30 protein-coding genes and 1 pseudogene are annotated in these 26,349 nt (G+C 49.9%); 6 read left to right on the forward strand and 25 right to left on the reverse strand.

All coding sequences use genetic code 11. The features are described from left to right. Positions 1 to 14: 14 nt before the first annotated feature. From VN24_RS28495 to VN24_RS23660, 9 genes are all read right to left on the reverse strand, one after another. Positions 15 to 434 carry an ABC transporter permease subunit gene (locus tag VN24_RS28495; protein WP_202967404.1) on the reverse strand — a complete coding sequence of 140 codons (420 nt, stop codon included), beginning with the start codon at positions 432 to 434 and terminating at the stop codon, positions 15 to 17. Next, on the reverse strand, positions 431 to 1,492 hold the full coding sequence (locus VN24_RS23625; RefSeq protein ID WP_052703116.1) for an ABC transporter permease: 1,062 nt from the start codon (positions 1,490 to 1,492) through the stop codon (positions 431 to 433). Before VN24_RS23625 ends, VN24_RS28495 begins: the two co-directional genes overlap by 4 nt. Beyond that, positions 1,489 to 3,018 (reverse strand): ABC transporter ATP-binding protein, encoded by a 1,530-nt coding sequence (locus VN24_RS23630; protein WP_045672423.1) that lies wholly within the window; start codon positions 3,016 to 3,018, stop codon positions 1,489 to 1,491. Before VN24_RS23630 ends, VN24_RS23625 begins: the two co-directional genes overlap by 4 nt. 226 nt (positions 3,019 to 3,244) lie before the next feature. After that, the gene (gene biuH, locus VN24_RS23635; RefSeq protein WP_045672424.1) at positions 3,245 to 3,943 is read right to left on the reverse strand and encodes a biuret amidohydrolase; all 699 of its coding nucleotides are present in this window, start codon (positions 3,941 to 3,943) and stop codon (positions 3,245 to 3,247) included. A 230-nt stretch (positions 3,944 to 4,173) separates the two neighbouring features. Then, positions 4,174 to 5,346 carry a mannitol-1-phosphate 5-dehydrogenase gene (locus VN24_RS23640; protein WP_045672425.1) on the reverse strand — a complete coding sequence of 391 codons (1,173 nt, stop codon included), beginning with the start codon at positions 5,344 to 5,346 and terminating at the stop codon, positions 4,174 to 4,176. Beyond that, positions 5,343 to 6,077 carry an HAD family hydrolase gene (locus VN24_RS23645; RefSeq protein WP_045672426.1) on the reverse strand — a complete coding sequence of 245 codons (735 nt, stop codon included), beginning with the start codon at positions 6,075 to 6,077 and terminating at the stop codon, positions 5,343 to 5,345. The genes VN24_RS23640 and VN24_RS23645 overlap by 4 nt, the downstream gene beginning before the upstream one ends. A 151-nt stretch (positions 6,078 to 6,228) precedes the next feature. Beyond that, positions 6,229 to 7,047, reverse strand: a complete 819-nt coding sequence (locus VN24_RS23650; protein WP_045672427.1) for a shikimate 5-dehydrogenase — start codon at positions 7,045 to 7,047, stop codon at positions 6,229 to 6,231. Positions 7,048 to 7,262: 215 nt separating this feature from the next. Then, positions 7,263 to 7,934 (reverse strand): GntR family transcriptional regulator, encoded by a 672-nt coding sequence (locus VN24_RS23655; protein ID WP_045672428.1) that lies wholly within the window; start codon positions 7,932 to 7,934, stop codon positions 7,263 to 7,265. 208 nt (positions 7,935 to 8,142) lie between these two features. Continuing rightward, positions 8,143 to 8,685: a GNAT family N-acetyltransferase gene (locus VN24_RS23660; RefSeq protein ID WP_045672429.1), complete on the reverse strand. Its 543-nt coding sequence runs from the start codon at positions 8,683 to 8,685 to the stop codon at positions 8,143 to 8,145. A gap of 254 nt (positions 8,686 to 8,939) precedes the next feature. Between VN24_RS23660 and VN24_RS26610 the strand changes: the two genes are divergently transcribed. The 4 genes from VN24_RS26610 to VN24_RS23685 all read left to right on the forward strand — a co-directional run bounded on the left by VN24_RS26610 (position 8,940) and on the right by VN24_RS23685 (position 12,703). Continuing rightward, positions 8,940 to 10,538 carry a plastocyanin/azurin family copper-binding protein gene (locus tag VN24_RS26610; RefSeq protein WP_052703117.1) on the forward strand — a complete coding sequence of 533 codons (1,599 nt, stop codon included), beginning with the start codon at positions 8,940 to 8,942 and terminating at the stop codon, positions 10,536 to 10,538. A 5-nt stretch (positions 10,539 to 10,543) separates the two neighbouring features. Next, on the forward strand, positions 10,544 to 11,290 hold the full coding sequence (locus VN24_RS26615) for a cupredoxin domain-containing protein (RefSeq protein WP_082084107.1): 747 nt from the start codon (positions 10,544 to 10,546) through the stop codon (positions 11,288 to 11,290). Between the two features lie 97 nt (positions 11,291 to 11,387). After that, positions 11,388 to 11,957, forward strand: a complete 570-nt coding sequence (locus tag VN24_RS23680) for an RNA polymerase sigma factor (protein ID WP_045672430.1) — start codon at positions 11,388 to 11,390, stop codon at positions 11,955 to 11,957. A gap of 2 nt (positions 11,958 to 11,959) precedes the next feature. Beyond that, on the forward strand, positions 11,960 to 12,703 hold the full coding sequence (locus VN24_RS23685) for an anti-sigma factor (protein ID WP_045672431.1): 744 nt from the start codon (positions 11,960 to 11,962) through the stop codon (positions 12,701 to 12,703). On the opposite strand, the gene VN24_RS23690 is transcribed toward VN24_RS23685, so the two are convergent. From VN24_RS23690 to VN24_RS23725, 9 genes and pseudogenes are all read right to left on the reverse strand, one after another. Continuing rightward, positions 12,704 to 13,090 carry a YkvA family protein gene (locus VN24_RS23690; protein ID WP_045672432.1) on the reverse strand — a complete coding sequence of 129 codons (387 nt, stop codon included), beginning with the start codon at positions 13,088 to 13,090 and terminating at the stop codon, positions 12,704 to 12,706. It abuts the gene before it with no gap. A gap of 155 nt (positions 13,091 to 13,245) precedes the next feature. Then, positions 13,246 to 13,389, reverse strand: coding sequence for a hypothetical protein (locus VN24_RS27865; protein WP_169751052.1), 144 nt, complete (start codon positions 13,387 to 13,389; stop codon positions 13,246 to 13,248). A 95-nt stretch (positions 13,390 to 13,484) separates the two neighbouring features. Continuing rightward, positions 13,485 to 13,823 (reverse strand): cupin domain-containing protein, encoded by a 339-nt coding sequence (locus VN24_RS23695; RefSeq protein ID WP_045672433.1) that lies wholly within the window; start codon positions 13,821 to 13,823, stop codon positions 13,485 to 13,487. Between the two features lie 38 nt (positions 13,824 to 13,861). Then, on the reverse strand, positions 13,862 to 14,152 hold the full coding sequence (locus tag VN24_RS23700) for a DUF6509 family protein (RefSeq protein ID WP_045672434.1): 291 nt from the start codon (positions 14,150 to 14,152) through the stop codon (positions 13,862 to 13,864). Then, positions 14,146 to 16,080 (reverse strand): ATP-dependent DNA helicase, encoded by a 1,935-nt coding sequence (locus tag VN24_RS23705; protein ID WP_045672435.1) that lies wholly within the window; start codon positions 16,078 to 16,080, stop codon positions 14,146 to 14,148. The genes VN24_RS23700 and VN24_RS23705 overlap by 7 nt, the downstream gene beginning before the upstream one ends. Positions 16,081 to 16,304: 224 nt before the next feature. Further along, positions 16,305 to 16,793 (reverse strand): DoxX family protein, encoded by a 489-nt coding sequence (locus tag VN24_RS23710; protein ID WP_045672436.1) that lies wholly within the window; start codon positions 16,791 to 16,793, stop codon positions 16,305 to 16,307. A 72-nt stretch (positions 16,794 to 16,865) separates the two neighbouring features. Further along, positions 16,866 to 17,318 (reverse strand): MarR family winged helix-turn-helix transcriptional regulator, encoded by a 453-nt coding sequence (locus VN24_RS23715; protein ID WP_158453707.1) that lies wholly within the window; start codon positions 17,316 to 17,318, stop codon positions 16,866 to 16,868. A 120-nt stretch (positions 17,319 to 17,438) separates the two neighbouring features. Further along, the gene (locus VN24_RS23720; RefSeq protein ID WP_238590764.1) at positions 17,439 to 17,921 is read right to left on the reverse strand and encodes a tyrosine-type recombinase/integrase; all 483 of its coding nucleotides are present in this window, start codon (positions 17,919 to 17,921) and stop codon (positions 17,439 to 17,441) included. 347 nt (positions 17,922 to 18,268) lie between these two features. Continuing rightward, a pseudogene (locus VN24_RS23725) lies at positions 18,269 to 18,676 on the reverse strand (alpha/beta hydrolase); the annotation flags it as partial. A 158-nt stretch (positions 18,677 to 18,834) separates the two neighbouring features. On the opposite strand from VN24_RS23725, the gene VN24_RS23730 reads away from it, so the two are divergent. Further along, the gene (locus tag VN24_RS23730) at positions 18,835 to 19,743 is read left to right on the forward strand and encodes a LysR family transcriptional regulator (RefSeq protein WP_045672438.1); all 909 of its coding nucleotides are present in this window, start codon (positions 18,835 to 18,837) and stop codon (positions 19,741 to 19,743) included. Positions 19,744 to 20,048: 305 nt separating this feature from the next. Beyond that, the gene (locus VN24_RS23735) at positions 20,049 to 20,438 is read left to right on the forward strand and encodes a MerR family transcriptional regulator (protein ID WP_045672439.1); all 390 of its coding nucleotides are present in this window, start codon (positions 20,049 to 20,051) and stop codon (positions 20,436 to 20,438) included. 175 nt (positions 20,439 to 20,613) lie between these two features. Here VN24_RS23735 and VN24_RS23740 read toward each other — a convergent pair whose 3' ends face one another. The 7 genes from VN24_RS23740 to VN24_RS23770 are packed head-to-tail and all read right to left on the reverse strand — an operon-like array spanning position 20,614 to position 26,344. After that, positions 20,614 to 21,804: a trans-sulfuration enzyme family protein gene (locus VN24_RS23740; RefSeq protein WP_045672440.1), complete on the reverse strand. Its 1,191-nt coding sequence runs from the start codon at positions 21,802 to 21,804 to the stop codon at positions 20,614 to 20,616. Between the two features lie 36 nt (positions 21,805 to 21,840). After that, positions 21,841 to 22,428, reverse strand: coding sequence for a helix-turn-helix domain-containing protein (locus VN24_RS23745; RefSeq protein ID WP_045672441.1), 588 nt, complete (start codon positions 22,426 to 22,428; stop codon positions 21,841 to 21,843). Positions 22,429 to 22,456: 28 nt separating this feature from the next. Then, positions 22,457 to 22,960 (reverse strand): L-2-amino-thiazoline-4-carboxylic acid hydrolase, encoded by a 504-nt coding sequence (locus VN24_RS23750; RefSeq protein WP_045673642.1) that lies wholly within the window; start codon positions 22,958 to 22,960, stop codon positions 22,457 to 22,459. A 5-nt stretch (positions 22,961 to 22,965) separates the two neighbouring features. Beyond that, positions 22,966 to 23,694, reverse strand: a complete 729-nt coding sequence (locus VN24_RS23755) for an ABC transporter ATP-binding protein (protein ID WP_202967405.1) — start codon at positions 23,692 to 23,694, stop codon at positions 22,966 to 22,968. Further along, on the reverse strand, positions 23,675 to 24,460 hold the full coding sequence (locus tag VN24_RS23760; RefSeq protein WP_045672442.1) for an ABC transporter ATP-binding protein: 786 nt from the start codon (positions 24,458 to 24,460) through the stop codon (positions 23,675 to 23,677). The genes VN24_RS23755 and VN24_RS23760 overlap by 20 nt, the downstream gene beginning before the upstream one ends. Further along, entirely contained in the window at positions 24,461 to 25,471 is a 1,011-nt protein-coding gene (locus tag VN24_RS23765; RefSeq protein ID WP_052703120.1) for a branched-chain amino acid ABC transporter permease, read from the reverse strand. It abuts the gene before it with no gap. Next, positions 25,472 to 26,344, reverse strand: coding sequence for a branched-chain amino acid ABC transporter permease (locus VN24_RS23770; protein ID WP_052703121.1), 873 nt, complete (start codon positions 26,342 to 26,344; stop codon positions 25,472 to 25,474). Positions 26,345 to 26,349 lie beyond the last annotated feature (5 nt).

Genomic DNA, 26,349 nt, shown 5'->3' on the forward strand with positions numbered 1-26,349 from the left:
CATCGACAGATAAGTCAGCGGATCGTGATTAAAGAGGATCCCCCGATGAACGGAATATCGGAGAGCAGCGGGATCGGAACGGGATTAAAACCGACGATTTGTCGGCTGACGAAATCCCGGCCGAAAAACGACGTCATGCCCATTCCGAAAAACATGATGGTCAGTCCTGTAGCCAGCTGGTTCGCCCGGCATGTCAAGACGAGGAAAGCGTGAATCGCGGCGATCAGCAACCCGCACAAGCCGCCGGCGAGCGTACCCAGCCATGGATTGCCTGTCCATACCGTAACGATGAACCCGCCAAGAGCGCCGGCGAGCATGGAGCCCTCCGTACCGAGATTGATGACCCCCGCCCGCTCGGACAACAGCTCGCCTTGACTTGCCAGCATGACGGATGTTCCCGACCGGAGCGCTCCGGTCAAAATGTCCGAAATCATCGCGCGGCCCTCCTTCTGCTGCCAAGAATAAAGAACAGAACAAGCGCCATCAAAATATGAACGGAGGACGAAGGCAGACCCGAGCTGATTTCAAGCGTATTGCCCGCGACAGTGATCATGCCAAGGAGAAAGGACGTCAGCACCAGACGCAGAGGATGATTCCACGCCATCATCGCCGCCAAAAAGCCGAGATAGCCGTAATTGACGCCCGTAGACGGACGAAGACGGCCTTCAGTCCCGGTGATTTCGATCATGCCCGCAATGCCCGCCAGCACGCCGCCGGCTATCAGCACCCAGAAATACATTTTGTTAAGGTTGAAACCCGCCCGCTCAGCGGCAAACCGGTTGTTGCCAAGCACACGGATACGGAAACCAAGTCTCGTTTTAGCCAGAATGTACCAGACTGCAAGCGCCAGCACGAACGCAATGACAAACCCGAAATTTAGGCGGGTCCCGTTCACGATCGGAAGCCGCAGCCACGGGGAAATCTCCGGCGAGAAAGGCCAGTTAAACGATTCGGGGTCCTTTAACATTCCGTGAACGAAGAAGCCGACCGTGAAGGTGGCGACATAATTGAGCAGCACGCTGGTGATCGTCTCGTTGAGACGGCCTTTTACCTTCAACAAGGCGGTTAACGCCGCCCATGCCGCTCCTCCAAGCGCGCCGGCAAGCAGCATGACCGGTATGCCGATCCATGCGGGAAAGCTCTGCAAATAAAACACCCCGAACCAAGTGGAAAATAACGCTCCGATGGCCAGCTGTCCTTCCCCGCCGACGTTGACCAGACCCGCTTTCGCGGGAAGAGCGGCTGCAAGGCCGGTCAGAACAAACGGGGTAGCCTTGAGCAACACTTCTCCGAATCCGTACAAATCTCCGAAAGTGGACTTCAGCATCGAAATGTACAAGTCCAACGGATTCACCCCGTATACCATCAGAAACAGTCCATAGATGACAAATGGGGCGGCCAGAAGCCCGGCTTGGATGCCGAATGGCTTCGCTCTGGTTCGAAAAGATACGCCGCCTGCCGGCAGAACGACTGTTCCGGTCGGTTGTTTCATGCGGGTTCTCCCTTCAGCATGCGGTAACCGATTTGCGAAATGTCGGTTTCGGAAGGCAGGTAGGGTCCAAGCATTTGTTTGCCGGACAAAACGACCAGCCGGTCGGACAGCTTGAACAGCTCATCCAAATCTTCCGAGAACAGAAGAATGGCCGTTCCTTGCTTAGCCAGCTCGATCAAATTCTGCTGAATCGTCCGGGTCGTTCCGATGTCCAGCCCCCGGCTCGGATAACTGATGATGAGGATGTCCGGCTTCCGGATGAGCGCCCGGGACAGTACCATTCGCTGCACGTTGCCGCCGGACAGCTGATCGGCTCTACGATCCGGCTCTGCGAGCGCAAGCGCTTTCGCCTCGCCGCTGTCGTCCAGTACGGACCGGATATGCCGCCAATCGATGCCTGCGCCTTTTTCCCGCAGCGGAATGCCGTCGAGCACCATATGCTCCAAAATCGTAAATCCCGGGATGACCGACTCCTTGATCGGATCCTCGGAGACAAAACTGATACCCGCTTCCATAAAAGCCCGCGTTCCGCCAATGATTGCTCTTCCGCCGACCGTGAGCGACCCGGACGAAAGCTTTCGCAGCCCGTAAAGCACTTCGGACAGTTCCCGCTGCCCGCTTCCGGAAATTCCCGCAACACCGATGATCTCGCTTTTTTGCAGTGTCAGTTGAATATTGTTCAGCACCTCTTCCCCATGATCCCCTTTAATCGTCCCCTGTTCGATTTGCAATACGGGAGAAGTGTCCCGATCCGAATCCGGAACCGGCTTTACGACCGGCTTCAGCGACTTATCGCCCATCATGGCCGCAATAAGCGTATGACTGTCCAAACCTTGTTCGCGGCTTGCCGAGTAGGTGATTTGACCCGATCTCAGCACGGTGACTTGATCGGCAACAGCGAGCACTTCGTTGATTTTGTGAGTGATAAGAAGTATTCCGTAGCGGTCTTGCCGGAGGAGATTCAACATGTTCAGGAAAGCTTCGACTTCTTGAGGAACAAGCACACTGGTGGGCTCGTCGAAAATGATGATTTTTGTAGAGGGTACGAGCAGCGTCTTTACAATTTCCAGCCGCTGCCGCTGACCAAGATCCATCTGCCAGACGTACGCATCGGGATCGACCGACAAACCGTATTTCGAAGAAATCCCCATAATTCGCTGGCGGAGCCTTTTTCTTCGAAGCCTCCATCCGCCCTCGACGGCCAGCGCGATATTATCGAGCACGGTCATCGCGGGAATGAGCCGAAAATCCTGAAACACCATTCCGATCCCTTTTGCTCTCGCCTTTGTAGGTGGATGAAGGGTAACCGGTTCTCCGTCCATTATAATCTGCCCTTCATCCGGCTCGTAAACTCCGTACAGCATTTTCATCAGCGTGCTCTTGCCTGCCCCGTTTTCCCCCAGAACAGCATGGATCGTTCCCGGCTTGACCTCGAGATCAATCCCCTGATTGGCGGTCAGTGAACCGAACCGCTTCGTTAACCCTTTCGCCTGCAGAAGGCAGGTAACATGACCGATTGATTCCACCGCTGATTCATCCCCTTTACGTCATTATTCATGACATTTCAGATGAGTTATCTTTACAAGACCGATTATAATACAGATGCGGGCATTTTTCTTTATTCATAATCCACACATTTTTAAGGTGAGATTTGTTTCCAGATTACAATGATGACATACAATTAACAGAAAAAGCGATGATTTGGTTCGTGAAAAAAGGGAACTACCTTATCGATAGCTCCCATCGGATCCTTTAGCTTCCTTCATTGGCGAGCGTTCGAAGGACCGGAAGAACATGCTCCGAGCGGGACACACTTCCAAATACCCCTCCCTGCATCGTGACCATCTTTAAGGCTGCCAAATGGTTCTGGTAATCCGTAGCCCCGGTGCAATCCTCCAAAATCAGGCACTCGTAGCCGCGATCGTTCGCCTCACGCATCGTCGTATGGACGCAAACGTCCGTCGTAATTCCGGTCAAAATCAAATTTTGAATCCCTTTGGTTCGAAGCAGGAGATCCAGATCGGTCGCATAAAAGCTTCCTTTTCCGGGCTTGTCGATCACGATTTCGCCTGCTTGCGGGGCCAGTTCCTCGATAATATCCCAGCCCGGTTCCCCACGGATCAAAATTTTTCCCGCCGGTCCGTCCGAGCCGATTTCCGCTCCGATTTGCTTGCTCCTCCATCTTTTGTTGGCCGGGAGATCGGATAAATCTTTCCGGTGACCTTCACGGGTATGAATGATCGTAAATCCGGGGATCGATCTTGCGGCTTCAAGCAGCAGCTTGATCGGTTCAATCGCACTTCGGGTCAAGGAGATATCGTACCCCATCCGATCGACATAACCTCCCTTACCGCAAAAATCAATCTGCATGTCGATGATGACGAGTGCGGAATTGCCGGCCCTTAAATCCCGGTTGTAAGGAAACGGATACGGATTCCCTTCAATGAACATCGTGACACCTCCAATTGTTAAATTGATGTAAGGTAATTAGGTATGTTTGTTATATTATATAACGTCAATTTATTTGTATCATTGTCTTTCGATAACAGATCTTCACTGATGCGATTGTTCTTAACTAACAATAATCAACTCTAGCCCTAGCCGCGCGCCCTTGGGTCAAAATAAAAAAACCGCGCTTGGCGCGGTTTTTGAAGTCTGTTTACTTTATTAAACTCATTCTTCTACATCGCGGCGTTTTTCTTTCGAATGCCCTTTGCCAGCTTCTCGTACTCGTCGACGATCTGCCTGTGAATCGGATGATCCTCTTCGATCCCTAAATATTGGCCGATCACATGATGAATCCCGCGTTTACGCAGCACTTCCTGCAATTTGACGGCCTCCGGGTCTTTCTTGTAATCAAACAGTAAACCGGCCGCCATCGCCGATATTAACTGAGGAATCTCGATGCCGTACTGATAGGCTAACAATGCGGGCCGAACGAGCCGGTCGTTCGCGGAAAGCTTTCGGATTGGAGAACGTCCCACCCGAACGATACTATCCTTCAGATTCGGATTTGCAAACCGGTCAATCGTTTTATCGATGTACCGCTGATGCTTTTTTTCATCCAATTGATGCTTTCGGATCAACACCTTGCCTGTCTCCTGCAGCACTTCCTTTACCTTTTGCCTCAGCCGGGGGCTCGCCATCACTTCTTGGATCGTCCTGTAACCTTCCAAATAACCAAAATAGGCTGCGCAGCAGTGGCCCGTATTAACCGTAAACAGCTTTCTCTCAATATAGGGCTCGAGCGATTCGACATAATGAGCCCCTTTAATCTCTTTCGGACCTTCCTTCATCGCCGGACGCAGGATGACCCACTCATAGAAAGGCTCTACCGTAACTTCCAGCGGATCTTCATTATCTTGGGCCGGTACGATCCGGTCGACTGCGGTATTCGGAAAAGCGAGCAGCCGGTCAGCTTTTTCATGCAGTTCGGCAGGCAGCAGCTTGTAAACCATCTTTTTTAGATGCGTGCTGGCGCCGATCGCATTTTCGCATGCCATAATGTTCAGCGGCCGATCGTTTGTTTTGAATCGGTGCTCGATTCCTGTGGTGATGGCAGGCGCAATATGTTTCAGGTTCGAAACACCGACGGCTGTCGTAATTAAGTCCGCTTCCGCAATCGCTTCGTTTACCTGCCTGCTGTCATTGCCGTTGATCGCCGTCACATTTCGCACAATGGACGTATCTTCGTTTTCATTTGCCAACGTGACGGGGTACTGCTTTCGCTGCTGCAGCATCGCAATCTGTTTCTTATTGCGGGCCACAAAACAAACATCATACCCCGATTTGGATAAAAGCAGCCCGATAAATCCTCGTCCGATATTGCCCGGGCCAAAATGAACGGCTTTCATGACCGCACTCCACCGATCAATTTGCCTTTTGGATTAGCAATGACATCGTTCAGATTGAGTTTGCTGAAGCATTCTACTCTATGGTGGGATTGAACGATTTCAAGATGGCGGGTTGTCGCATTCGGGCTTACGACCGTATTAAGCCCTGCTTCCATTGCCGCCTTTGCCCCGTTCGGAGAATCCTCTATTGCGATTGCTTCTTCCGCATGGACTCCCAGACAAGCAAGCGCCTGCAAATACAATTCGGGATCGGGCTTTACGTTTTTGACATCGTCCTTCGTGCGGATGCAGTCGAAGTAATCCAGAATGCCCAATTGGTTTAAATATTTATCGATCCAGGCCCGGTCAGAACTTGTTGCAAGACCGATTTTTAGACCCGCTTCCTTGGCCAAGTTCAAGTAATCCATAATGCCCGGCCGCATTTTTTCCTGCTCCATCAGTGAAGAATGGTGAGCCTGTACCGATTTTCGAAACTCTTCCCGGTCAATAGGAAGGTTCAGCTCCGTGATCAAATATTCATACGGATTAAATGAATTCAAGTTCGTTCCGATGCACTGCGAATACTGCTCTAGCGTAAGGTCAACGCCGTGCTTTTTGTACGCATCGCGGAACGCCACATACCAGGCGGTTTCCGTATCGATGATCGTGCCGTCAAAATCGAAAATAATAGCTTTGATCTTCTTGTTTGTACTGCCGCTGCTCTTTGATTGGTCACGTATCGTTGTCTCCATTGCCCTACCCCTTTTCTTTTCTAATTGATTAGAACACATAATTGTAGACTACCCATTGATCGCAAATTCAACACACATAAAGCAAAAAAATGAAGAAACCCGCGAAAAATCGCGGGTTTTGGAACTCATTCTATCGTCACTTGTCGGCAAGTCATCCTCTGGCATGCTCGGCGGCTTGCTGTATCAATTCATCATCCGGACGGACGCCGGTATAAAGAACGAATTGCTCCAGCGCCTGAATCGCAATGACTTCAGCTCCCGTAATGACCTTCTTATCTTTCGATCTTGCATGGCGAATCAGAGGCGTTTCGGGCGGAAGCGCGACGACATCAAATACGGTATGAGCCCCATCGATCTCCTCGGGACTGAACGCAAGCTCGTCCGACTCGGGTCCGCCCGCCATTCCAATGGGCGTAACATTGACGAGCATATCGGCGCTTACCGAGCTCATATCCGCTTTCCACTCATAATCGCACATTTGTGCCAGCGCACGTCCGGCTTTTTCATTTCGGGCAATAATGAATCCGTTTCGAAACCCTGCGTCGCGCAGCGCGCATGCGACCGCTTTCGCCATTCCGCCGCTGCCTCGTAGAGCAAATACCGCGTCGCGCGGCACTTGATGCTGCTCGATCAAATTGGAAACGGCAATATAATCGGTATTGTAGGCACGAAGCCGGCCGTCATCGTTCACGATCGTATTGACGGATTCAATGGCTGCAGCAGAGGCGTCCAGCTCATCCAAAAACGGAATGCAAGCCTCTTTAAACGGCATGGAAACGGCGCATCCGCGAATTCCGAGCGCGCGGATACCGCCGACAGCCGCCTGAATATCGGTCGTTGTAAAAGCTTTGTAAATAAAGTTAAGATCCAACGCTTCATAAAGATAGTTGTGAAAACGGGTGCCGAAATTTCCTGGTCTGCCCGCCAGCGACATGCAGAGCTTCGTATCTTTATTGATTGCGATCGCCATTGTTTCCTCCATATGAATGAGAATATGTAAGCCTGGTAATAAGAATAATTCTGCTATATTTATAGTATCACACAAAAATTGGTTTCGTCTAATTAACAACCGCAGCTTCAATTGGGCGGCAAAGGTTCCACCGATCGAAGCTTCCGTATCTGATCGTAACCGGAATACTAGTCGACAAACGAGCCCGCAGCTTTTTACGGGGTTAATCTGTGAAATTAAGACAAGCTGTTATGAAGCGTTTTACGGGAATCGGCAAAATAATTCTCTACGACTTTTTGAATAACCGTCACATCTGCCGATTTCAATCCGGAAACAATCTCACGGTGCTTTTCAACGACCATCGCCAGCTTTTGCTCCCCCTCAGAGAACACCTCATCGGTGGTGATCAGCATCACCGTCAGTACGATATGACGAATACTGTTCCATAGATGCATGATCCGGGAATGGTTAGCTGCGGCAATAATGGTTTCATGAAACGAAAAATCCAAATAGGAGAACTCCACAATATCGTGATGTTTGACAGCCAACGTCATCTTATCGATGATCCGGTTCAAATTGATCAGAAGCCCATCAAGGTTGCAGCCCGCCAGCCGCTGCTGCGCAAAGCTTTCGATAATAAAACGGACATCGTACAGTTCCACGATATCCTTCAAGCTCATTCCGAGCACTACGGCCCCCATTCTCTCCAGACGGATGAGCCCTTCGTTTGACAACGTTTTCAATGCTTCCCTAACCGGGGATCTGCTCGTACCGAATTCAGCGGCAACCCGGTTTTCGGAAATGACTTCTCCCGCCCGGATACTGCCTTTAATAATTTGCAGTCTTAATTCACTGGCAATCGATTCCCCAAGAGACATGCCGTGCAACCATGAAGCAGGATAACGCATACTGTCCGACTCTCCTATTAACCTGTATTCACTCTACAACGATCCAATTCAAGTAAGCGTTTCCTAGAAAACTCAAAAGATCATTTGCATGATCTTCTGTTGCGTAATATGATACTGCGTTCCTATATCTTTGTAAAGCGAATTTGATATTATATCCCACCTTTCGCTGCCAGATCGGCCAACGCAAGTAACCGGCGCTGCGCCATGTTTAGTCGCTAATGACCTGCTCCTGCTTTTGACGAAGATAGTGTTCGAACAATGCCGGATTGACGATCTTCCGGAGCAAGTGCATCGTTCCGTCGCCATTCCCTTTGTCGAAAGCGCGAATTCGCTCGTAGCCCCTCCTCTCGTACATAGGCAAAAGCCAAGGATGCTTCTCTGCCGTTGCCAGAGTGACGGCCGGCGCACCCAGTTTGTCTCTAATAATGGTCTCCTCGATCCAATTAAGCAGCTTGCCGCCCACTCCTTTACCTTGGAAGGCGGGATCAACGGCAAACCATTTGACGAACGGCAGATCGGTTACCCATTTGATATCATCGCTTTTCGACAGCGTGATCGTCGCTTTAATTTCGCCGTCTACCTCCAGCAAATAGCACTCATTCGTCGTGATGTTCTCTTGAATCAGAGCAAGAGTCGCGTTTGCCGCCGGCCAATGCAGATTGAGTTCCCGAATCGTAACATAAGCATCGTATGTAATATGAAGCAGCCTTTCGGCATCGTTAACCGTTGCCAGCCTAAATACTTCTCCCATCTTTATCACCTCTGTTGGGAATTTAATAATCAACAATTCTTATCGTTATAGTCGAATTAAAATCAAGGATACTTTATCATAATCTGCCGCGTGCCGCTAATCGTTTTTTTCTATTTATCAATCAAAATTATGAATGCAAGTCCGACCATTAAAATCCGCGAAAAATTTTATCTTCCTTTAACGTGCGAACGTCAAACCCTTTCGCATCCTTGGCCGTTATCTTTTGATGAACGAATATTTAAGGAGGGTGTGGAGTGAACTTGAAACGGGTTAAAAAGGTGATTCTGTCCGCTATCTTAAGCTCCGGTCTGTTAATCTCGGCATCGGGAGCCGCTGCCGCCGACGCCGCCCCAGTCATCGAATCCGACGCCGACACGGCGGCCGGTCTCGGCCTGCTGATCGGGGAAGGACGCGGCGTCGATGCCGTCTATCTGAACAAAGCTTCAACCCGGCTGCAGGCCGCGATCATTTCGCTGCGGCTGCAAGGGCAGCTGCAAGCGGCGCTGGATTATACCGGCAAAACGACGTTTGCAGACTCCTCACAAGTCGGCAAGGCCAATCAGCCTGTTCTCGCTTATTTGAAAAACCATCCGGAATTGGGCTGGCAAGGTTCGGGAGGGAACCGTTTCGATCCGAGTGCGGCCATCAGCGCGAAGCAATTTTACAAGGTGGTGCTTGAAAACATGGGTTTCAAATCGGGAGCGGACTTTACATACGAGCAGACAGAATCGTTTGCCGCCTCCAAGGGTTTAACCCAAATCGCTGGCGCGTCCTCCCTGCTTAACGGGCACATCGCTACAGCACTCGTAGAGGCTTTGTCGGCCAACACCGCTAACGGCACAACGCTTTTTTCATCGCTTCAATCGAAAGGCGTTATCGCAGCGGGAGCCTCCTTGCAGACGGGTGAGAGGATCGGACTGAAACAGGATTCAAAATTAGGAACGTACTTCACCGACAGCAGCGGAAAAACGTTATATTTTTTCACGAAGGATGCCGAAAATCTGAATGCATGCGCAAGCAGCTGCATCGCCAACTGGCCGATTTATTATTCGGATCACCTGCAAATTCCGTCTTCGCTGAATAAAGCGGACTTCTCCGTTTTGATCCGTACAGACGGCACAAAGCAGCTGACGTATAAAAATTGGCCGCTCTATTATTTTGTGAAGGATAAAGCGGCGGGCGATCTGAACGGCGAAGCGGTTGGCGGCGTATGGTTTACCGCTAAACCGGATTACGCTCTCATGCTCGGCACCTCGTCTACTGCCGGCAATTACTTAACCGACGATTACGGACGCGCGCTTTACTATTTTGATAAAGATACGCCGCAAAAGAGCGTCTGCGAAGGGACGTGCATCGCCAACTGGCCGGCTTATTCATCCTCCGGTACCCGCGTGCCTTCTACAGTAACAGAAGCCGACTTCGGAACGATTACCCGTCCGGATGGCAGCAAACAGAGCGCATTCAAAGGATATCCGCTCTATTATTTCATTCAGGACAAAGCCCACGGCGACTTGAAAGGACAGCAAGTCAACAAAGTCTGGTTTACGGTGGATCCCGCCAAATTCAACGGAACTACGGCTGCCTCTGCACCCGCAGAAGTTAAGACGTACCGGATCGACATTAAAGAATTTTCATTCGGTTCCGAACCGCTTACCGTAGAAGCAGGCTCTAAAGTGATCTTCACCAACTATGACGACATGAAGCATAATGCGGTAGCCGTGGACGGCTCATTCGCCAGTCCGTTGCTTGCGAAAGGCGAATCGTATACCGTCACGCTGGATAAGGCCGGCACAATCGATTACTACTGCGAGCCCCATAAATCGTTCATGACCGGCCAAATAATTGTGAAGTGAGATCAATGATGAGAACAATAACGCGAAAATTCGGATGGCCTGCCGCTCTTGTCTGTCTCCTGCTCTTATTCGGCTGCGGTCAATCCGGCAACGTTTCCGATTCGGAATCAAGCGGCGCAGCTGCCGCCAACACAGCAACTGCGGATGCCGGCGCCGGGCAGCAAACGGAGACGACCGAATCCGCCTCCCCGCCGCCCGATTCCGGACAACCGGCGCCGGCACAGGAGAGCGCCTCCAATACCGGCGGAACATCGACATCGGAACCGGCTGCCGCGCACGAGGATCATCCGGAGAAAAAGGAAGAGCCGGAGAAAGTCGAAAAGCGCGAAAAAACCGAAACAGCGGAGAAGACTGAGAAACCCGAGAAAAGCGAAACTCAGGAGAAAACCGAGAAGCTCGAGAAAAGTGAAACTAAGGAGAAAACCGATCCGGTTAAGCCTGCTCCGGAGCCTTCCGGCAGCACAGCAAACGTTCCAAAGCAGCCTTCGCATCAAAGTCAACATTACACGGTTGAAATCTCGAATTTCGTCTTCTCGCCCGCAACGCTGGAAATCAGCAAAGGCGACACCGTCACGTTTATTAACCGCGATGAGATCGGCCACACGGCAACGGCAGATGACGAATCGTTCGATACCGGTATTCTCGAACAGGATGACGAACAGAAAATCACTTTTGCAAAAACCGGCAATTTTTCGTATTACTGCGCCCCTCATCCCGGTATGAAAGGTACGATTGTCGTAAAAGACCCATAAGCGAATGCGCACATCGTGAAGCAGGGGCAGCCGTTCTCGGATGCCCCTGCTTCTGGTAAGATAGAACAAACAAGCCTGTGTTGGGGGGCACATTTCAATGCGGAATCTATCCGATTATGAACTCATGCAGCTTGTAAAAAACCGAAAGCAAAAAGCGCTGTCCGTCCTTTATGACCGTTACGGGGCCCTGGTCTACTCCTTTGCCATGAAGGCGCTTCGGGACGAAACGGCCGCGCGGGAAATTGTGCAGGCTGTCTTTCTCCGGCTATGGACGACCGGATCCGGATACGATCCGGAGAAAGGAAAGTTCACGAGCTGGCTGCTCACGGTGACCCGCAATTTAACGACGGACTATATCCGCCAACAGCGGAGAGAATCATTAGGACGGATTCAAATCGACCGGGAACGGTTGAATGCACTTCCCGACCAACATGCGGAATCTCCCGAGGAACATATCGTCCGTCATTCGCTGCGGGAGCAAATCCGCCATGCATGCAAACATTTATCCAAACCCCAGCAAACGTTGCTGGAGCATTTTTACTGGCACGGTTACAGCTTGAACGAGCTCGCGCTGATGTATGATCAACCGCTCGGCACCGTTAAAAACAGGCTTCATCAAACGTTGAAAATTTTGCGCAGGCATCTTGCTTCGGAAGGGGACTCGTAAGGATGAATGACGAACTATACTCAGCCGAGTGCGAATTGGTGCTGGACTATCTGTCCGGTACTGGCACGAAGGAAGATAAAGAGGCTTTCGAACGTCATTTGCCTCATTGTAACCGCTGCAAGCAGGAGTTGGCCGAACTGCAAATGGTATGGGAGGCGCTTCCTACAGATATGGAACGGGTCGAACCGCCGAAAGATTTAAAAAAGCAAATCATGACCGCCGTCAAATCGGAAGCCCGCAGCCAAAACAGCCAACAATATCCAAAGCGAATCCGGTGGGGAAAAGCGGTTTTGGGCGCCGCTGCCGCAATATTGATTTTTGCAGCAGGTTCGTTTTGGGACAATCCGTTCCGCAGCCGTGATGCGGCTCTCCCTTCTTTGGAACAAGCGTTGTCCATTCCGGCATCTCAGATCGTCCGGATCGACAGGCTGATCGCGGAACCGGGCGAAAAAGCGAACGCATACGGCGTTGCCTGCATTATCGACAACGGCACAAGCCGGCAGTTCGCCGTTTATGTATTCGGCGCCCAAGCGACCAGCGGACAACAGGCGTATCAGGTTTGGCTCGCGAGCGACGGCAGCCGGATCAGCGCCGGAACGTTCCGCGTCAACGATTCAGGCGTCGGTTTGCTGGCGATGCCGATTGCATCAAGCGATTTATCCTATGACCGGATCGGAATCACACTGGAACCGGACGATACGGGGGATCATCCGCGCGGACCGAAAGCGTTCGGAACGAAAGCCTGATCAAATGAAAAGAGTTCCAACCCAAACGATAAGCAAAATCCAAACGACGATAACGATAGCGGCGGCAGTCCAGTTTTTGGGCTCGCCTTTTTTTCGCATTTCATCCGCCTTCGCTCTGCAGTCTTCAATCACGCGCTGCGGAATCATTTTGAGTGCCAGCGAAATCCCGATCGGTACAATAATCAAATCGTCCAAATACCCCAATACCGGGATGAAATCCGGGATCAAGTCAATCGGACTAAACGCGTAGGCGACGACACAGACGGCGAACAATTTTACGTACCATGGAACTCTCGGATCTTGATAGGCTAAATAAAGGATAAAGATGTTTTGCTTTATCGCTCTCGCCTGTTTTTTCAGCTTATTAAACGCGTTATTCTCCGTCACTTCCTATCCTCCACGATGAACAGATTGACATCTCTTTGTTGACTCTATTATATCGCAATTTGGCACAAATTCATTTTTACAAAATGGAAGGGCCGCCCCTTAGGCAGGAAGACACCATAAGGGACAGCCCTTTTTTCTCGCAACCCGGTTGCCGGCTAGCCTGTCGAAGGGCTGTTCGGCACGTGGCCTTTCTGGTTCTTGTTTTCCGCAGTAGATGCCGCGACGTTGTTCTCCGCTTGCATGGATCTCACTCCCATCGCAAGCATCTTGCCTTGGAACGACATTTTTTTGCGAGCCATTGCACTTTCCTCCTCGGATCGAAATGGTTGTGAGGATTGAGGCAGTATTAGATTACCCATTAAAGGCAATCGTTAGTTATCCGTCTTCGAACGGATCACTCTTCAATTCGATCTCCCTTGGTCGTCGGCTGGGAAATGACGATAAACTCGACATCTTCATTTGAATCGTTGACTGCCTGGTGCAGCTTTGTCGGCGACACTTCGATCCCTTGCCCCTCCTTCATTTCAAACCATTCGCCCTCGATTTCCATTTTCAAGGTTCCACGCAGCACAAAAAAGAACTGACGGGATTTTTGATGATAATGCCGGGTCTCCATCGTCCCCTGCGGCATTCTTTCCTGCTTGATGCTCAAATCCGAACGTTCGACAAGCGGCCAGCCGTCGCAGTTATTTCCCCAAACGTAATGATTTGCGGTTTCTTTGCTGACAATCACGGGTAGCCCCCCTCAATGAATAGTCATGCCCTATTTTTCTATGCTTCGGAATAGTGCTCCCTGCAAAAGGCTTCAACCGCCGCGATTTCATCTTCTTCGAGGTCAAACTCAATATACTTTTCGGTTGTTCTTTCGAAAATTTCGTATTTCACGATGCCGCTCCCGCTTTCCTCGACGCGGTAAATGACCCTTACATACAATCCGTTATCGGAATGCAGCTCATCATCCTCGGGCACATCGATATCGAGAATAAATTCATACCGCTTCCCGGCCAATATTCCAAAAGGATCCTTCACAAGCTCCACGCTGTACTCGGTAATGGTTAACATAGATTCATCCCTTCGTTATCATCAGGCAGCAGCGCGCATACCTGTTTTCTTACGCTCTCTTGCTCCAGTTCTTTGCCGAAAATGGATACGATGCCGCGGTCGTCTCGGGAGCGTATTAATCGTCCGATTCCCTGCCTTAAGCGAAGCAGCATGTACGGCATGTCGACCTCTTCGAAAGGATGCTGGGCATCGCTGCGTTTGGCCATAAACACCGGATCGTTCGGCGGAAAAGGTAGCGACCATATGAGCACATGCGAAAGCGACGGCCCGGGAATATCGAGCCCCTCCCACAGTGTGACTGCGCATAGAATGCTGTGCTCATCCTGCTGGAAGTCGGAAATCAGATGGCTGATTTCCGCCGACCCTTCATACAGAAACCGGAAGGCTTCCGATTCCGGGTATAACGCAAGGTCCTTCTTGAAGAGGAGGAGCTCCTCTTTGGACGGGAACAACATTAGCGCCCTTCCTTCCGTCTGCTGCAGCAGCTGCAGCGCCTGTTTCATTTTACCCCCTTTGTCCAAATAAAGACTTGCATTCATCTGCTGCTCATAATCGTACGGGGAAGGAACCGAAAACGACAGAAACTGTTCGATTCCAAGACTTTGCGCCGTATAATCAAAGGACCCGTCGACCGAAAGCGTGGCGGAAGAAAAAACGATCGGCATTTTTTTCACAAATACCATTTCCTTCAGCACTTCTTTCACTTTTTTCGGCATGATGACAAGCGTGATCCCCTCTTTATCTTCCGAAACCCACGAGATGAGCTGCTCCGGCTCATTAAATAGCCCGAGCGCGAGCTGGATCATTTCCAGATGCTCCTCGACGATCTTTAGCTGGTAAGGGTCCAGTGAAAAAAGTCCGCTTTCAAATACGATCTCTTCATCGATTGCGGCGAGCAGATCGCGAAAACGACCAACCTCCCGCATCAGCGTTTCGCTGAGCACTAGCTCCTTTCTGTCCGAAGCCTGAACGTGGCGGCTCGTCCGCTCAAGCAGGACAAACAGCGCCTCGCTCTGAGCAATCGCCTCTTCAACGGCGACGGCTAACGTTTCGCGAACTTCCCCTTCCAACAATCGAGTGATGATGCCTTCAAACTGGGCATGCTTCAATTTATAGGTGAGGGCATTTTGCGCGGCTGTCTCAAGCAAATGTCCCTCGTCGAAGACGACCGAGCTGTGGTCGGGCAAAAGCGGGAGCTGTCCTTCACGTTTCCGGGCCTCGTACGTCCAAATATGTTCCATATAGAAATCATGCGAGCAGATGATCAAATCCTCAGACTTCCGGTAATGTTCCCGGGAAAGCGTCTGTCCGCAGCGGTGGCGCTGACTGCAGACGAGGCAATCCTGAAACACATCCCACCCAAGCCGGTCCCACTGCTCATCGGTAAGCTCCGGGTAATCTTTGCGGTTTCCATACGGATAAAAGGACTGCATCGAATCCGGAAAATGGACAAAATCCGGAAGCTCGCGGTGAATGTCCCTGTATAGGTCGGCAGCTTCATCCGGTTCAGTTCTGGCTTCGTCCAGTTTGTTCAGACAAATATATTGATCGGGCGATTTGCCGAGCCTGGCATCTATGACCAGATCTAAATGACGCGCAAGCTTGGCGATATCGCCTTCCGGCTTCACCAGCTGCTCGATTAACGATTCATCGGCACAGGCGATGATCGCGGGCTTGCCGGTATAACGCGCATATGCGATCGCGTACAACAAATACACAAGCGTCTTGCCGGTGCCGACGCCGGCCTCGGCAAAAATCGTTTGCTTCTCGGTGTACGCCCTCTCCAATTGAAAGGCCATATAAATCTGCTCATCGCGGACTTCAAAGCCGGCTTCAGGCAAAATGTCATAAAATACATCCGCAATCCATTCGCTTGCTTGCTGTACGAAAGGCTGCGAAGGGTCAAAATCAAAAGGATATGTTCTCAAGTCGGGTTGTGCCTCCATCTCGTTCGTCAAGCTCATCGGTCCATTATACCGCAAATGTGCGGTTAAATGCTAAGATCGGAAAACCAGTAAACCGCGTGATTGTCCAACCATTTCCTGACATTGCTGAAATCGTGCGTAGAAAATTCTCCAATCCACTCAAGAATCCTTAAGTGACACTGCAATGTAAAAATAAACCCAGGGTGTCCCCTGGGCTTAAGTTTGTATCACTTGGACAGTTCGAAATCATTACCCTGTTTCCTAACAGACCGATGACGGCGGTAAAACATCCATACAGTAAGGCTTACGGAAAGGAAGAGGATTTGCATTAGGGTGCGGGGAATCAATTCATCCTCCGGACTTGTCGCTAGGCCATTTATAGCCATGTAGAGATTGGCAGGGAACATGGCAATCAGTAGAAGTGAGAGCCCGCCGGCTGCCCATGTAACAGTGGGACGCCATAGTAAACCTATTGCCCCGGCCAATTCCAGTACACCGGTGATCGTTACAATCAGGTCGGGATATGGCAAGATAGGAGGAACCATTCTAATAATCTCTGTCCGCATATAAACGAAATGAACTGAGCCGGTTAAAATGAACATCGCTGCAAGACCGCCTCGAAGCGCAACGGGCCATGGGCGCAAACGGCTTACTCCAGCAATTCCTGCAACAAGAATGGCAAGCGTGACGACGACGAGCACAATAAGGGGTTCCATAAAATTACCTCCATAAAATTATTCATAATGTGTATAGATGCTAAACGCATTTCTCAAAAAAAATGGATGCTATCATTTTCCAAGTTGGTTTTCTAACTTTATTAAAAACTCTTTGATATATAACACCTTATCGTCGGGAGCATCCCCTAATACTTCCGCGATCATTTGTTTGAATTGGTTCTGATAATCCAAATGGTGAGCGTATGCAATTTCACCTTTAGGGGTTACCTTTAGAATTAACCTTGACTGATTGCGAACATCCTTTTCTTTGGTGACTAACCCTTTCTGTTCAAGTTTTTTCAGTACTTGGGATATTGCGCCTTTCGTAACTCCACAACGTTCAGCTAGCGCAGTGATATGGATGCCTTCATGCTCTCTTATTTCATTTAGCGTATAGATCTCGGAATGAAATAAAGGCTCGTCTACACCATAATCCCTATTTTTCCTATCCAGTTTGCTGAACGTTTTGAACACATCCAAGAGGATGTTGCTAATTTTCTCTTTTGAAAGTTCATCATTATTCATCATAGACTGAAGTGTATAGCATCTAAATACTATTGTCAAATGAATTTTGAGTCGGATGCTTCATTCTAACGGGTGGGGGTAGTACCAGCGAAGCTGACACCACCCTCAAAGTAGATGTTATTAAATGGGAAATTTATTGATAACCTCATTGTACTCCTGCTGTGCATCGGTGATCGCTAACTTTGAATAGACTTCCAACGACTTACGGCTTTCGTGGCCCGAATATGGCTGTATGAGCGCGTCATCGATACCCTGCTTTTTGAGCCAAGTCAACAGGAAATGTCGCAGCTTGTGTGGCGATAGATTTTGGGCAAGACCGGCATCCTCCGAATTTTTGGCCAATATCTTTCGTATTCCCCGATCGGAATATTTTTTCTTCCACGATGATTCGAACAGATAAACCGCCTGCTTCTTTTTCATTGAATCGGCGTGCATGGCCAGCATTTCCTTGAACGATTGAGGGAAAGGGACGATGCGGTCTTTGCTTCCCTTGCCCTTATTAATCCGGATTTGGCAGTAGTGGAAATCAACATCGGACAACTTGATATTGATCAGCTCGCTTACCCGAACGCCGGTATATAACAGCGTCTTGACGATCAGCATGTCTTGAAAGTTCTTCGCTTGCCAAACCACATCGTAATAGCGCTAAAGCTCCTCTTCTGTAGGTACATCGGGGAGCTTCTTACCTGTTTTTGGAACCTCTACCTCAAGCTCTGCTCGAAGGTGCTGAAACAAGCTTTTGAGATAGGAATAATCTGGCCGTCCCCCCCTGAGATATTTCGCCAGCTCCTTCGCTTTGCGTTTCGGGGATATGCGTCTTTCATCACGCAATAACACCTTCTTCCAACGGAAGGCGCTCACTCATGTTCAGCCTAAATGTGCCGTAAGGGTTTACGTGCGTGTAGATGAGCGGGATAAGCGCTCGAAAATCTAATACGCCTGTCAACCTGCGCTGCGCTGATCGCAAAACCACCGCTGCCACACATACCGATTACACCAATTTGATTCCGGTCTACAAATGGACGCGTACCTAAATAATCAACGGCTGCGCTGAAATCTTCTACGAATAGATCAGGCGAAGAAAGGTGCCGCGGCTCTCCGCTGCTGTAACCGTTGAACGATGGGTCAAATGCAAGAGCCGCAAAACCAGGCTCTGCCATGTTTTGAGCATAAATACCGGGCCCCTGTTCTTTAACGCCGCCATAGGGCGCACCTATAATAACAGCTTTGTGCTTCTTTGACTCATCAAAGTTTTTTGGCAAGTAAAGATCAGCCGCAATTTTGATTCCAAACCTGTTTTTATATGAAACTGATTTTCTTGTTACCTTATCGCTTAACTCAAAAATATAGTTTGACATACTTAGATAACATCCTTTCTTACTGTTGTGTTCACCCTTCGTTATTTATTCTAGCTATGCCTTTTGCATATAACAAATACTTATATCTTATATCAAGATATGCTTGTTGGGCATTTCTAAAGTGTGTATACTAAAACATAAGAATGGAGGAGTGTTGGATGGAATTTAGAGTTTTGCGATATTTTCTTACTGTTGCAAGAGAAGGAAGCATTACGGGCGCTGCTGATTTTTTGCATGTTACACAGCCAACCTTGTCCAGACAATTAAAAGACCTTGAACAAGAGTTAGGGAAAAAACTATTTATTCGCAGTAGTCACAGTATCATTCTTACAGATGAAGGAATGCTCCTGCGAAAGAGAGCAGAAGAAATCGTTGATATGGTCGATAAATTAGAGGCAGAATTCAGTTCTATGGAAGAAACAATAAGTGGTGATGTATACATTGGCAGTGGGGAAACTTACGCCATGAAACAGATTGCACGCGTAGTAAAAGATTTACAGTTAAAGTATCCAAATATACGGTATCACCTCTTCAGCGGAAACGAAGACGATGTGACTGAACGGCTTGACAAGGGCTTGATTGACTTTGGTATTTTAATTGATCCAGCAGATTTATCAAAATACAATTATATCAATATCCCAGCCAAAGATGTTTGGGGCGTTGTTATGAGGAAAGACAGTCCTCTGGCTGTCAAAGATAGCATTCAACTAGTGGATTTATTAAAAGTTCCGCTAATCTGTTCACGACAGGCTATGAAACAGACATTGTCTAAAAATGACTTTGTGGATTGGTTTGGTGAAGATTTCGATAAATTAAACATCGTGACTACATTCAATCTTGCATATAATGCTGCTATTATGGTTGAAGAGGGCATCGGTTATGCAGTAACCATTGATAAAATAGTGAATACGTCGAGTGATAGTAACCTTTGTTTTAGACCGCTAAAGCCAAGACTTGAATCTGGCTTGAATATTGTTTGGAAAAAGCATCAGGTTTTTTCCGCTGCTGCTGATAAGTTTTTAAATGAAATTAAGACAAAATTTTCAAATTCTTTATCAGATGTATAGGACAAGCTCGTAGACGTATTATAAATTATTGAATATAATCAATTTCCCCCGCGCTGCCTTGGCTTCGACAGTTCTTCGCCATCGGCCCGCTGCCATTATTCGACAGCTTTTTGCTTACTTTAGTCGTTAGGTCAAACCCCATATTTTTACAACTACTTTGCGGGTGGTGTCAGCTTCGCTGTTACTACCCCGGGTACGAGTTGAATGAATTGAATAAGGGAGCTGCGGATACATGCAAATCTTGTGCAAAAAAAGAATGATATCCGGGACGTTCAGCCGAATGCGGCATCGTTTATAATTAAGGTATGAAAAAAGCATATACCATTCAGCAAACGGCCGAGTGCACCGGCTTGAGTGTCCATACGCTGCGTTATTACGAGAAAATCGGACTGCTTACCGATGTCAATCGCGATGGAAACGGATATCGGCTGTATACGGAAGCCGACCTTGGATGGATCGATTTTTTGATCCGTCTGCGCGCAACGGGGATGCCGATTCATGAAATGAAGACTTTTTCCGATTTGCGGAGCCGGGGCGAATCAACGGTAAGCGAAAGACGGGCGCTGCTCGAGGAGCATCAGAAACTCAGTCTGGAACGGATGAGAGAACTGCAGGAAAATTTGAAAAAAATCGCGGAGAAAATCGATATTTACAAAGAAATGGAAGATCGGCTGAAAAAGGAGCAGTTCATTTAGCTTGGGCTGCGCCTATCAGGATGAGGCTTAGAAACAGCTGCACGGGAATGGCAAAACCGGCAGCCTGATTGACGATATGGAAATCGCCACCTGCTGCCGGGATCGCGGTTTATCATGATATTCCAGGCTGCTTGCCGATTTGCCGGTATTGCCGGTATTGCCGCCGCTTTGCCGATTACACTTGTTGCAACGCTTGACTCAAATCCTCCATCAGATCGTCCGCATTTTCGAGTCCGACATGAAGACGAACTAGCTGGTGGGTAATGCCGATTTTCGCAAATTGCTCCTCATCGATCCCCTTCCCGAAGCTGACAAGAGAAGGAACGCATATCGACTCGTAACCGCCCCAGCTGAGACCGATTTTAATGAGCCGCAGCGAGTTGAAAAATGGGGCCATCCGCTCTTTGGGCGCATCGATCTCAAAGCTGAACAAGCTGCTGAAGCCGCTCATCTGGCTCTTCGCGAGCGCATGCTGGCGAAACGAAGGCAGCCCCGGATAATTGACGCTACGGACTTTCGGATGAGCCTCCAGAAACGAAGCGACCGCAAGCGCGCACTTCGAATGCTCCTTCATGCGGATCGGCAGCGTGCGCATCCCCCGCAATATGAGCCACGCTTCAAAAGGGGCTGGCGAAGAACCGGCTATTTTGTGCTGCTTGCGGATTTTGGGCATATGCGGCTTGTTCGCAACGATGACCCCGCCGATCGTATCGCTGTGGCCGCTTAAATATTTCGTTGCGGAATGAACGACGACGTCAATGCCGAGCTTGAGCGGTTTCTGGAATATCGGCGACGAATAGGAATTGTCAATGACCGTCACAACGCCTCTTGACCGGCACAAATTCGAGATGCCTCTTAAATCCTGCACACAAAACGTCACGCTTGCCGGGCTTTCGAGCACAACGAGCCGGGTATTCGGCTGCATCGCTTCCTCGAACTCATACAAATGCTCTCCGGTGACGTACGTTACTTGCACGTTCATTTTGTCTTCCAAATAATCGAGCAAGCTTCGCGTCGGACCGTACAGGTTGGAAATCGCTATAATATGGTCTCCGATTTGGATCTGGGCCATTATCGCAATCGAAATCGCGGAAACTCCCGAGCTTGTTAACAGCGCTTCATCGCCCTGCTCCAAATCAGCCATTTTTCGGCATAAGATATCGAAATTCGGATTCCCATAGCGCGTATAGCAGTAGCTGTCGCCCCCATGATTGATCGTTTCGGCAAATTCTTCGTAGGTGCTGCTTGTAAACAACGACGTTTGAAAAATCGGAGGCACTACGGAATTCATATAACGGTCATTGTTTTCTTCCCCCAAATGGAGCAAATTCGTCGTCTCGCCGTGAATCGAGTGCTGCTGAATCATCCTTTCACCTTCTCCCAAAGTCCATAAGTAGTTGGTTTAAACCGGCTTGTGCTTGAATCCGATCCAGATTCCGACGGCAACATCGCCGCCCGTATTCTCCGAATGATGCGGAATCATGGAATTGTAGCAGATTGAGTCGCCTTGCTTGCACGTAATCAGCTGATCGCCCAAATGAAGCGTAATTTCACCTTGAATGACATATAAAAATTCCCAGCCTTCGTGGGTTACTATTCCCGGATCGCTGCCATTTTCCGGTTCAAGCGTCACATACAGCGGTTCGATTTCCAAATGCTCTCCCGGTGTCAGGATTCGAATTTTGCGCTGACCGTTCTTTCCTTCCAGCGTAATTTGATCTTCGAACGGAAAATATAAATACTGCTGCTCCTCCGAGTTTTCGGCATCAAAAAAATAATGCAAGTTTTTTTTGAACGTATCGCTCAGTTTGAGCATGACCTGAAGCGAAGGGATCGCTTTCCCGTTTTCCAGCTGGCTTAAATAGCCCGCAGACAACCCCGTAAGTTCGGATAAATCGCGCAGACTCAGTCCTCTTTGGTTACGAAGATCCCGCAGCCGGTAGCCGATGCGTCTTATTTCTACAGCTTCGTTGATGATTTCGTTGGACAAAATAGGACACCTCGCTGCTTTGTGAAGGTTAAGATTGCTTCCGTTCTTCTTTTCTGGAAAATATAAATTTGCAGTATCCGTCTCCTGCGGCAATGCGCTTCTCCGCTTTATATTCAAACTCCGGGAATCCGAGCATCAAGCCGTGATCGCCTTCAATCGCCCATTGGCACAGCGTATCGATATGCTCGTCCGAATTCCCGCCTTTCTTCCAGCTTTCCACGAGCGGGCAGTAATGAAGATGAATTTCCGCCTCATCCGTTTCCACCCGCTCCACGCTCATCTCAAAGACGTTCGCAACGAGCTCGCTCGCAAATTGCTTTACAAACTCTTCCAAGTTATCGGACTGAATCATTTTCTGGCTTTTCAAAAAACCGAACCTTTGAATGGCGCGGCGGGCAATTGTCTCCGGCTCGGCCCCGACCGCTTCCGCCTCCTTCGTCAGCAGATCGAACCAGGCCGCTCTGTCCTCAATTGCGTTTCGCACCATCGTTACGGCTTCACTGTACGGAATAACATCGTTTTTTATCGTCATTGCCATCATGCCTCCTTCGAATATTTTTCGCCTAAATACGCTTTGCGAACGCGGTCGTTATGAAGCATATCCGCCGCCTTTTCTTCAAAAGCGATTTGGCCGGTTTCCAGCACGATGCCGCGGTGGGATACCTTTAACGCCTGCCGGGCATTTTGCTCGATAATGAGAATGGTGATGCCTTTCTGCTGAATATGGCGGATCAGCTCAAATATTTGCTTGATAATGAGCGGCGCCAAGCCGAGCGAAGGCTCATCGAGAATGAGCAGCTTTGGCTCCGACATGAGCGCGCGGCCGATGGCCAGCATCTGCTGCTCCCCGCCGCTGAGCGTTTCGCTAAGCTGGCTGTATCGCTCCTTCAAGCGGGGAAACAGCTCAAGCACATATTCCAGCGACCGGTTCACCGCCTTCGGATCCCGGACGATGTAGCCGCCCATCAACAAGTTTTCGCGGATCGTCATCGATGGGAAAACTTTGCGCCCTTCCGGAGAATGGGAGATGCCCAGACGTACGATTTGGTCCGGACGAAGCTGATCGATTCGCTCGCCCATAAAGCGGATTTCGCCTTCCCGTGCCTTCATCAGACCGGAGATCGTTCTCACTGTCGTCGTTTTGCCGGCGCCGTTGTTGCCGATGAGCGCCACCGTTTCACCCGCATCCACATGGAACGAGACTCCGCGCAAGGCGCAAATATTGCCGTAATACGCGCTTAAATTGTTAATTTCCAGCATGGACATAATCTTCCGCGTCCTCCTCTCCCAAATAAGCCTCGATCACTTTCGTGTTGTTCTGGATTTGGAGCGGCGTCCCTTCGGCGATTTGCTTGCCGAAGTTAATGACATAGATGCGTTCGCACACTTCCATAATGACGCTCATATCGTGCTCGATCAGAAGTACGGTATGGCCGGCGCTGCGGATTTTTCGAATATGCTCCACCAGCTGTTCGGATTCGGTTCCGTTCATTCCGGCTCCCGGCTCGTCAAGAATAAGAAGCGTCGGATCCGTTGCCAGCGCCCGGATGATTTCCAAATACCGCTGCTCCCCGTAAGCGAGGCTGCTCGCCTGGTGCTTTCCTTTAGACTCCAAACCGACCATCGCGAGCAGCTCATACGCCTTCTGTTCGATCCTCTCCATCTCTTCCCGGTATGTCCGGGTCATCAAAATGGAGTTCAGCATGTTCACCTTCGATTTCGGGTATAAGGCGATTTTGACGTTGTCCTCGACGCTCAGCGAACCGAACAGCTTAATATTTTGAAACGTTCGCGCCATTCCCATTTGCGCAATTTCATGGACCGCCTTGCGGGTTATATCGACGCCTCCAAAATGGACACTGCCCTCGCTCGCTTTATGCACGCCGGTCAGCAAATTGAACATCGTTGTTTTGCCGGCTCCGTTCGGCCCGATCAGTCCGAGAATTTCGCCTTCCCGGACTTGTAAGTTCAAGCTTTCCACCGCAACGAGACCGCCGAACCGCTTCGTTAAATTTTCGGTTTGCAGAAGCATTTAACCGCCTCCCTCGCTGGATACGACCGTCAAATCCTGATTGGTCTGTTTCTCCGCAGCTTTTCGCTTCTTTCTTGCCGCCCACTTGATGGAAAGCGTTTCGCTGATGATCCCCTGCGGGCGCAGCAGCACCATCATGAACAGCAGCACGCCATAGATGATCATGCGGTACTCATCCATAAACCGCAGCACGTCCGGAGCGACAGCGAGCAGCAGCGCAGCGACGATGACGCCGGGCATGCTGCCGAGTCCGCCGAATACGACCATCGACAGCAGCGTGATCGATTCCATAAACGAGAAATTGCTAGGGCTGATATAGGCGGCGTGGAAGGAAAAAAACGCTCCGAGCAAACCGGCAATTGCGCTGCCCACGACAAAAGCTTTCACTTTATACGACTGGGCATTGACGCCGAGCGTCTGTGCCGCTTCCTCATTCTCCCTGACGGCTCTTAGCACCATGCCGAACGGCGAGTAGCTTAGCCGCCACATGATATATAGCGCCGGCAGCAGTAACCCGAGCATCAAGTAATATTGGCTGAAATTGCTCATGAATTGAAATCCGAACAAAGACGGAACGGGAATGCCGGCGATGCCCATCGGCCCCCTCGTCACGGATATCCAGTTTAAAAAGATCATGCGGATAATTTCGCCGAAAGCGAGCGTCGTAACGGCGAGGTAGATGCCTTTTAGCCGGATTGTAGGCAGAGCCAGGAGAAATCCCGCCCCCGCCGCCATTAATGCCCCGGCGATCAAGGTGACGAAGAACGGGATGTGAAAGTGGATCGATAACAGCGCCGACGTGTAAGCGCCGATGCCGTAAAAGGCCGCCTGGCCCAGATTGAGCTGACCCGCGATTCCGAACACCACATTCAAGCTGCACGCAAGCCCGACATAAATGCCGGCAATGATCAGCACTTTTGTCACATATGGACTTGCGATTGCAGGTATGAGCAGTGCGATCACAATAGCTGCCATAGAGGCCGACATCGGCGAAATGTAGCGCTTCTGCATTTAAGACCGCCCCCTCTTCCCGCCCAATCCGTTAGGACGGAGAATCAACAGCAGCAGGAGCAGCAGGAATGCGATCGCGTCCTGAAAACCGGAGTTGATGTAAGCGCCCGACAGCGACTCCGACATCCCGAGAATAATGCCGCCGATGACCGCCCCCGGAATGCTCGTCAGCCCTCCCAATGCCATGGCGACAAACGCTTTTATACCGGGCATATAACCCATATGAGGATCGACGGCATTGTAATAAAGGGCTACCAGAACACCGGCTGCCGCGCCCAAAGCCGATCCGATCGCAAACGTATAGTTCACCGTTCGTTCCACGTTGACGCCCATTAAATAGGCTGCATCCCGGTTTTGGGAAATGGCGCGGATACCGGCCCCCACTCTCGTTTTGTAAAGCAATTGCTGCAGGCCGATCATCAATAGGATCGACACCGCGATGATCACAATTTGGGTTCCCGAAAATTCGACGCCGCCGGTTCCCCAGCTGCTCGTCAAAAATTTGTTCTGCGTGCTGAGCGAATGCGTTTCGGGCCCCCAAATAAGCGTGGCGACTTCTTTTAATAAGATCGATAAACCTAATGTGGCCAGCAGCGTCGTTTCGTGCTTCGTATTGCGCAGCGGTTTGAATGCGATCTTTTCCATCGCCATGCCCATCAGCGCCCCTGCGATCACTCCCCCGCAAAAGGATGGGACGATGCCCCATCCTGCAAATTGCGACAACGTGTATGTGACGAAAGCGCCGCTCATGTACACTTCGCCGTGCGCAAAATTGACCAGACCAAGCACTCCGAAAATGAGCGTAAACCCGATCGCCGTCAAGGAGTACGTCATCCCGACACTTAGACCGTTAATGATTTGTTGAAATAGCAACCCGA

Origin of the sequence: Paenibacillus beijingensis, from assembly GCF_000961095.1 — a bacterium.
In the GTDB taxonomy this organism is placed as follows: Bacteria; Bacillota; Bacilli; order Paenibacillales; family Paenibacillaceae; genus Paenibacillus_O; species Paenibacillus_O beijingensis.

What these genes read in the sequence shown, in the direction of transcription:
- VN24_RS23650 (WP_045672427.1), bottom strand. Translation starts at nt 7,047, where the DNA reads ATGGCGATCGCAATCAATAAAGATACGAAGCTCTGCATGTCGCTGGCG.
- VN24_RS23720 (WP_238590764.1), bottom strand. Translation starts at nt 17,921, where the DNA reads ATGCTGATCGTCAAGACGCTGTTATATACCGGCGTTCGGGTAAGCGAG.
- biuH (WP_045672424.1), bottom strand. Translation starts at nt 3,943, where the DNA reads ATGTTCATTGAAGGGAATCCGTATCCGTTTCCTTACAACCGGGATTTA.
- VN24_RS26615 (WP_082084107.1), top strand. Translation starts at nt 10,544, where the DNA reads ATGATGAGAACAATAACGCGAAAATTCGGATGGCCTGCCGCTCTTGTC.
- VN24_RS23680 (WP_045672430.1), top strand. Translation starts at nt 11,388, where the DNA reads ATGCGGAATCTATCCGATTATGAACTCATGCAGCTTGTAAAAAACCGA.
- VN24_RS23715 (WP_158453707.1), bottom strand. Translation starts at nt 17,318, where the DNA reads ATGAATAATGATGAACTTTCAAAAGAGAAAATTAGCAACATCCTCTTG.
- VN24_RS23660 (WP_045672429.1), bottom strand. Translation starts at nt 8,685, where the DNA reads ATGGGAGAAGTATTTAGGCTGGCAACGGTTAACGATGCCGAAAGGCTG.
- VN24_RS23640 (WP_045672425.1), bottom strand. Translation starts at nt 5,346, where the DNA reads ATGAAAGCCGTTCATTTTGGCCCGGGCAATATCGGACGAGGATTTATC.
- VN24_RS23760 (WP_045672442.1), bottom strand. Translation starts at nt 24,460, where the DNA reads ATGCTTCTGCAAACCGAAAATTTAACGAAGCGGTTCGGCGGTCTCGTT.
- VN24_RS23655 (WP_045672428.1), bottom strand. Translation starts at nt 7,934, where the DNA reads ATGCGTTATCCTGCTTCATGGTTGCACGGCATGTCTCTTGGGGAATCG.
- VN24_RS23740 (WP_045672440.1), bottom strand. Translation starts at nt 21,804, where the DNA reads ATGATTCAGCAGCACTCGATTCACGGCGAGACGACGAATTTGCTCCAT.
- VN24_RS23730 (WP_045672438.1), top strand. Translation starts at nt 18,835, where the DNA reads ATGGAATTTAGAGTTTTGCGATATTTTCTTACTGTTGCAAGAGAAGGA.
- VN24_RS27865 (WP_169751052.1), bottom strand. Translation starts at nt 13,389, where the DNA reads ATGGCTCGCAAAAAAATGTCGTTCCAAGGCAAGATGCTTGCGATGGGA.
- VN24_RS23685 (WP_045672431.1), top strand. Translation starts at nt 11,960, where the DNA reads ATGAATGACGAACTATACTCAGCCGAGTGCGAATTGGTGCTGGACTAT.
- VN24_RS23750 (WP_045673642.1), bottom strand. Translation starts at nt 22,960, where the DNA reads ATGACGATAAAAAACGATGTTATTCCGTACAGTGAAGCCGTAACGATG.
- VN24_RS23625 (WP_052703116.1), bottom strand. Translation starts at nt 1,492, where the DNA reads ATGAAACAACCGACCGGAACAGTCGTTCTGCCGGCAGGCGGCGTATCT.
- VN24_RS23735 (WP_045672439.1), top strand. Translation starts at nt 20,049, where the DNA reads ATGAAAAAAGCATATACCATTCAGCAAACGGCCGAGTGCACCGGCTTG.
- VN24_RS23710 (WP_045672436.1), bottom strand. Translation starts at nt 16,793, where the DNA reads ATGGAACCCCTTATTGTGCTCGTCGTCGTCACGCTTGCCATTCTTGTT.
- VN24_RS23765 (WP_052703120.1), bottom strand. Translation starts at nt 25,471, where the DNA reads ATGCAGAAGCGCTACATTTCGCCGATGTCGGCCTCTATGGCAGCTATT.
- VN24_RS23645 (WP_045672426.1), bottom strand. Translation starts at nt 6,077, where the DNA reads ATGGAGACAACGATACGTGACCAATCAAAGAGCAGCGGCAGTACAAAC.
- VN24_RS23700 (WP_045672434.1), bottom strand. Translation starts at nt 14,152, where the DNA reads ATGTTAACCATTACCGAGTACAGCGTGGAGCTTGTGAAGGATCCTTTT.
- VN24_RS28495 (WP_202967404.1), bottom strand. Translation starts at nt 434, where the DNA reads ATGATTTCGGACATTTTGACCGGAGCGCTCCGGTCGGGAACATCCGTC.
- VN24_RS23755 (WP_202967405.1), bottom strand. Translation starts at nt 23,694, where the DNA reads ATGTCCATGCTGGAAATTAACAATTTAAGCGCGTATTACGGCAATATT.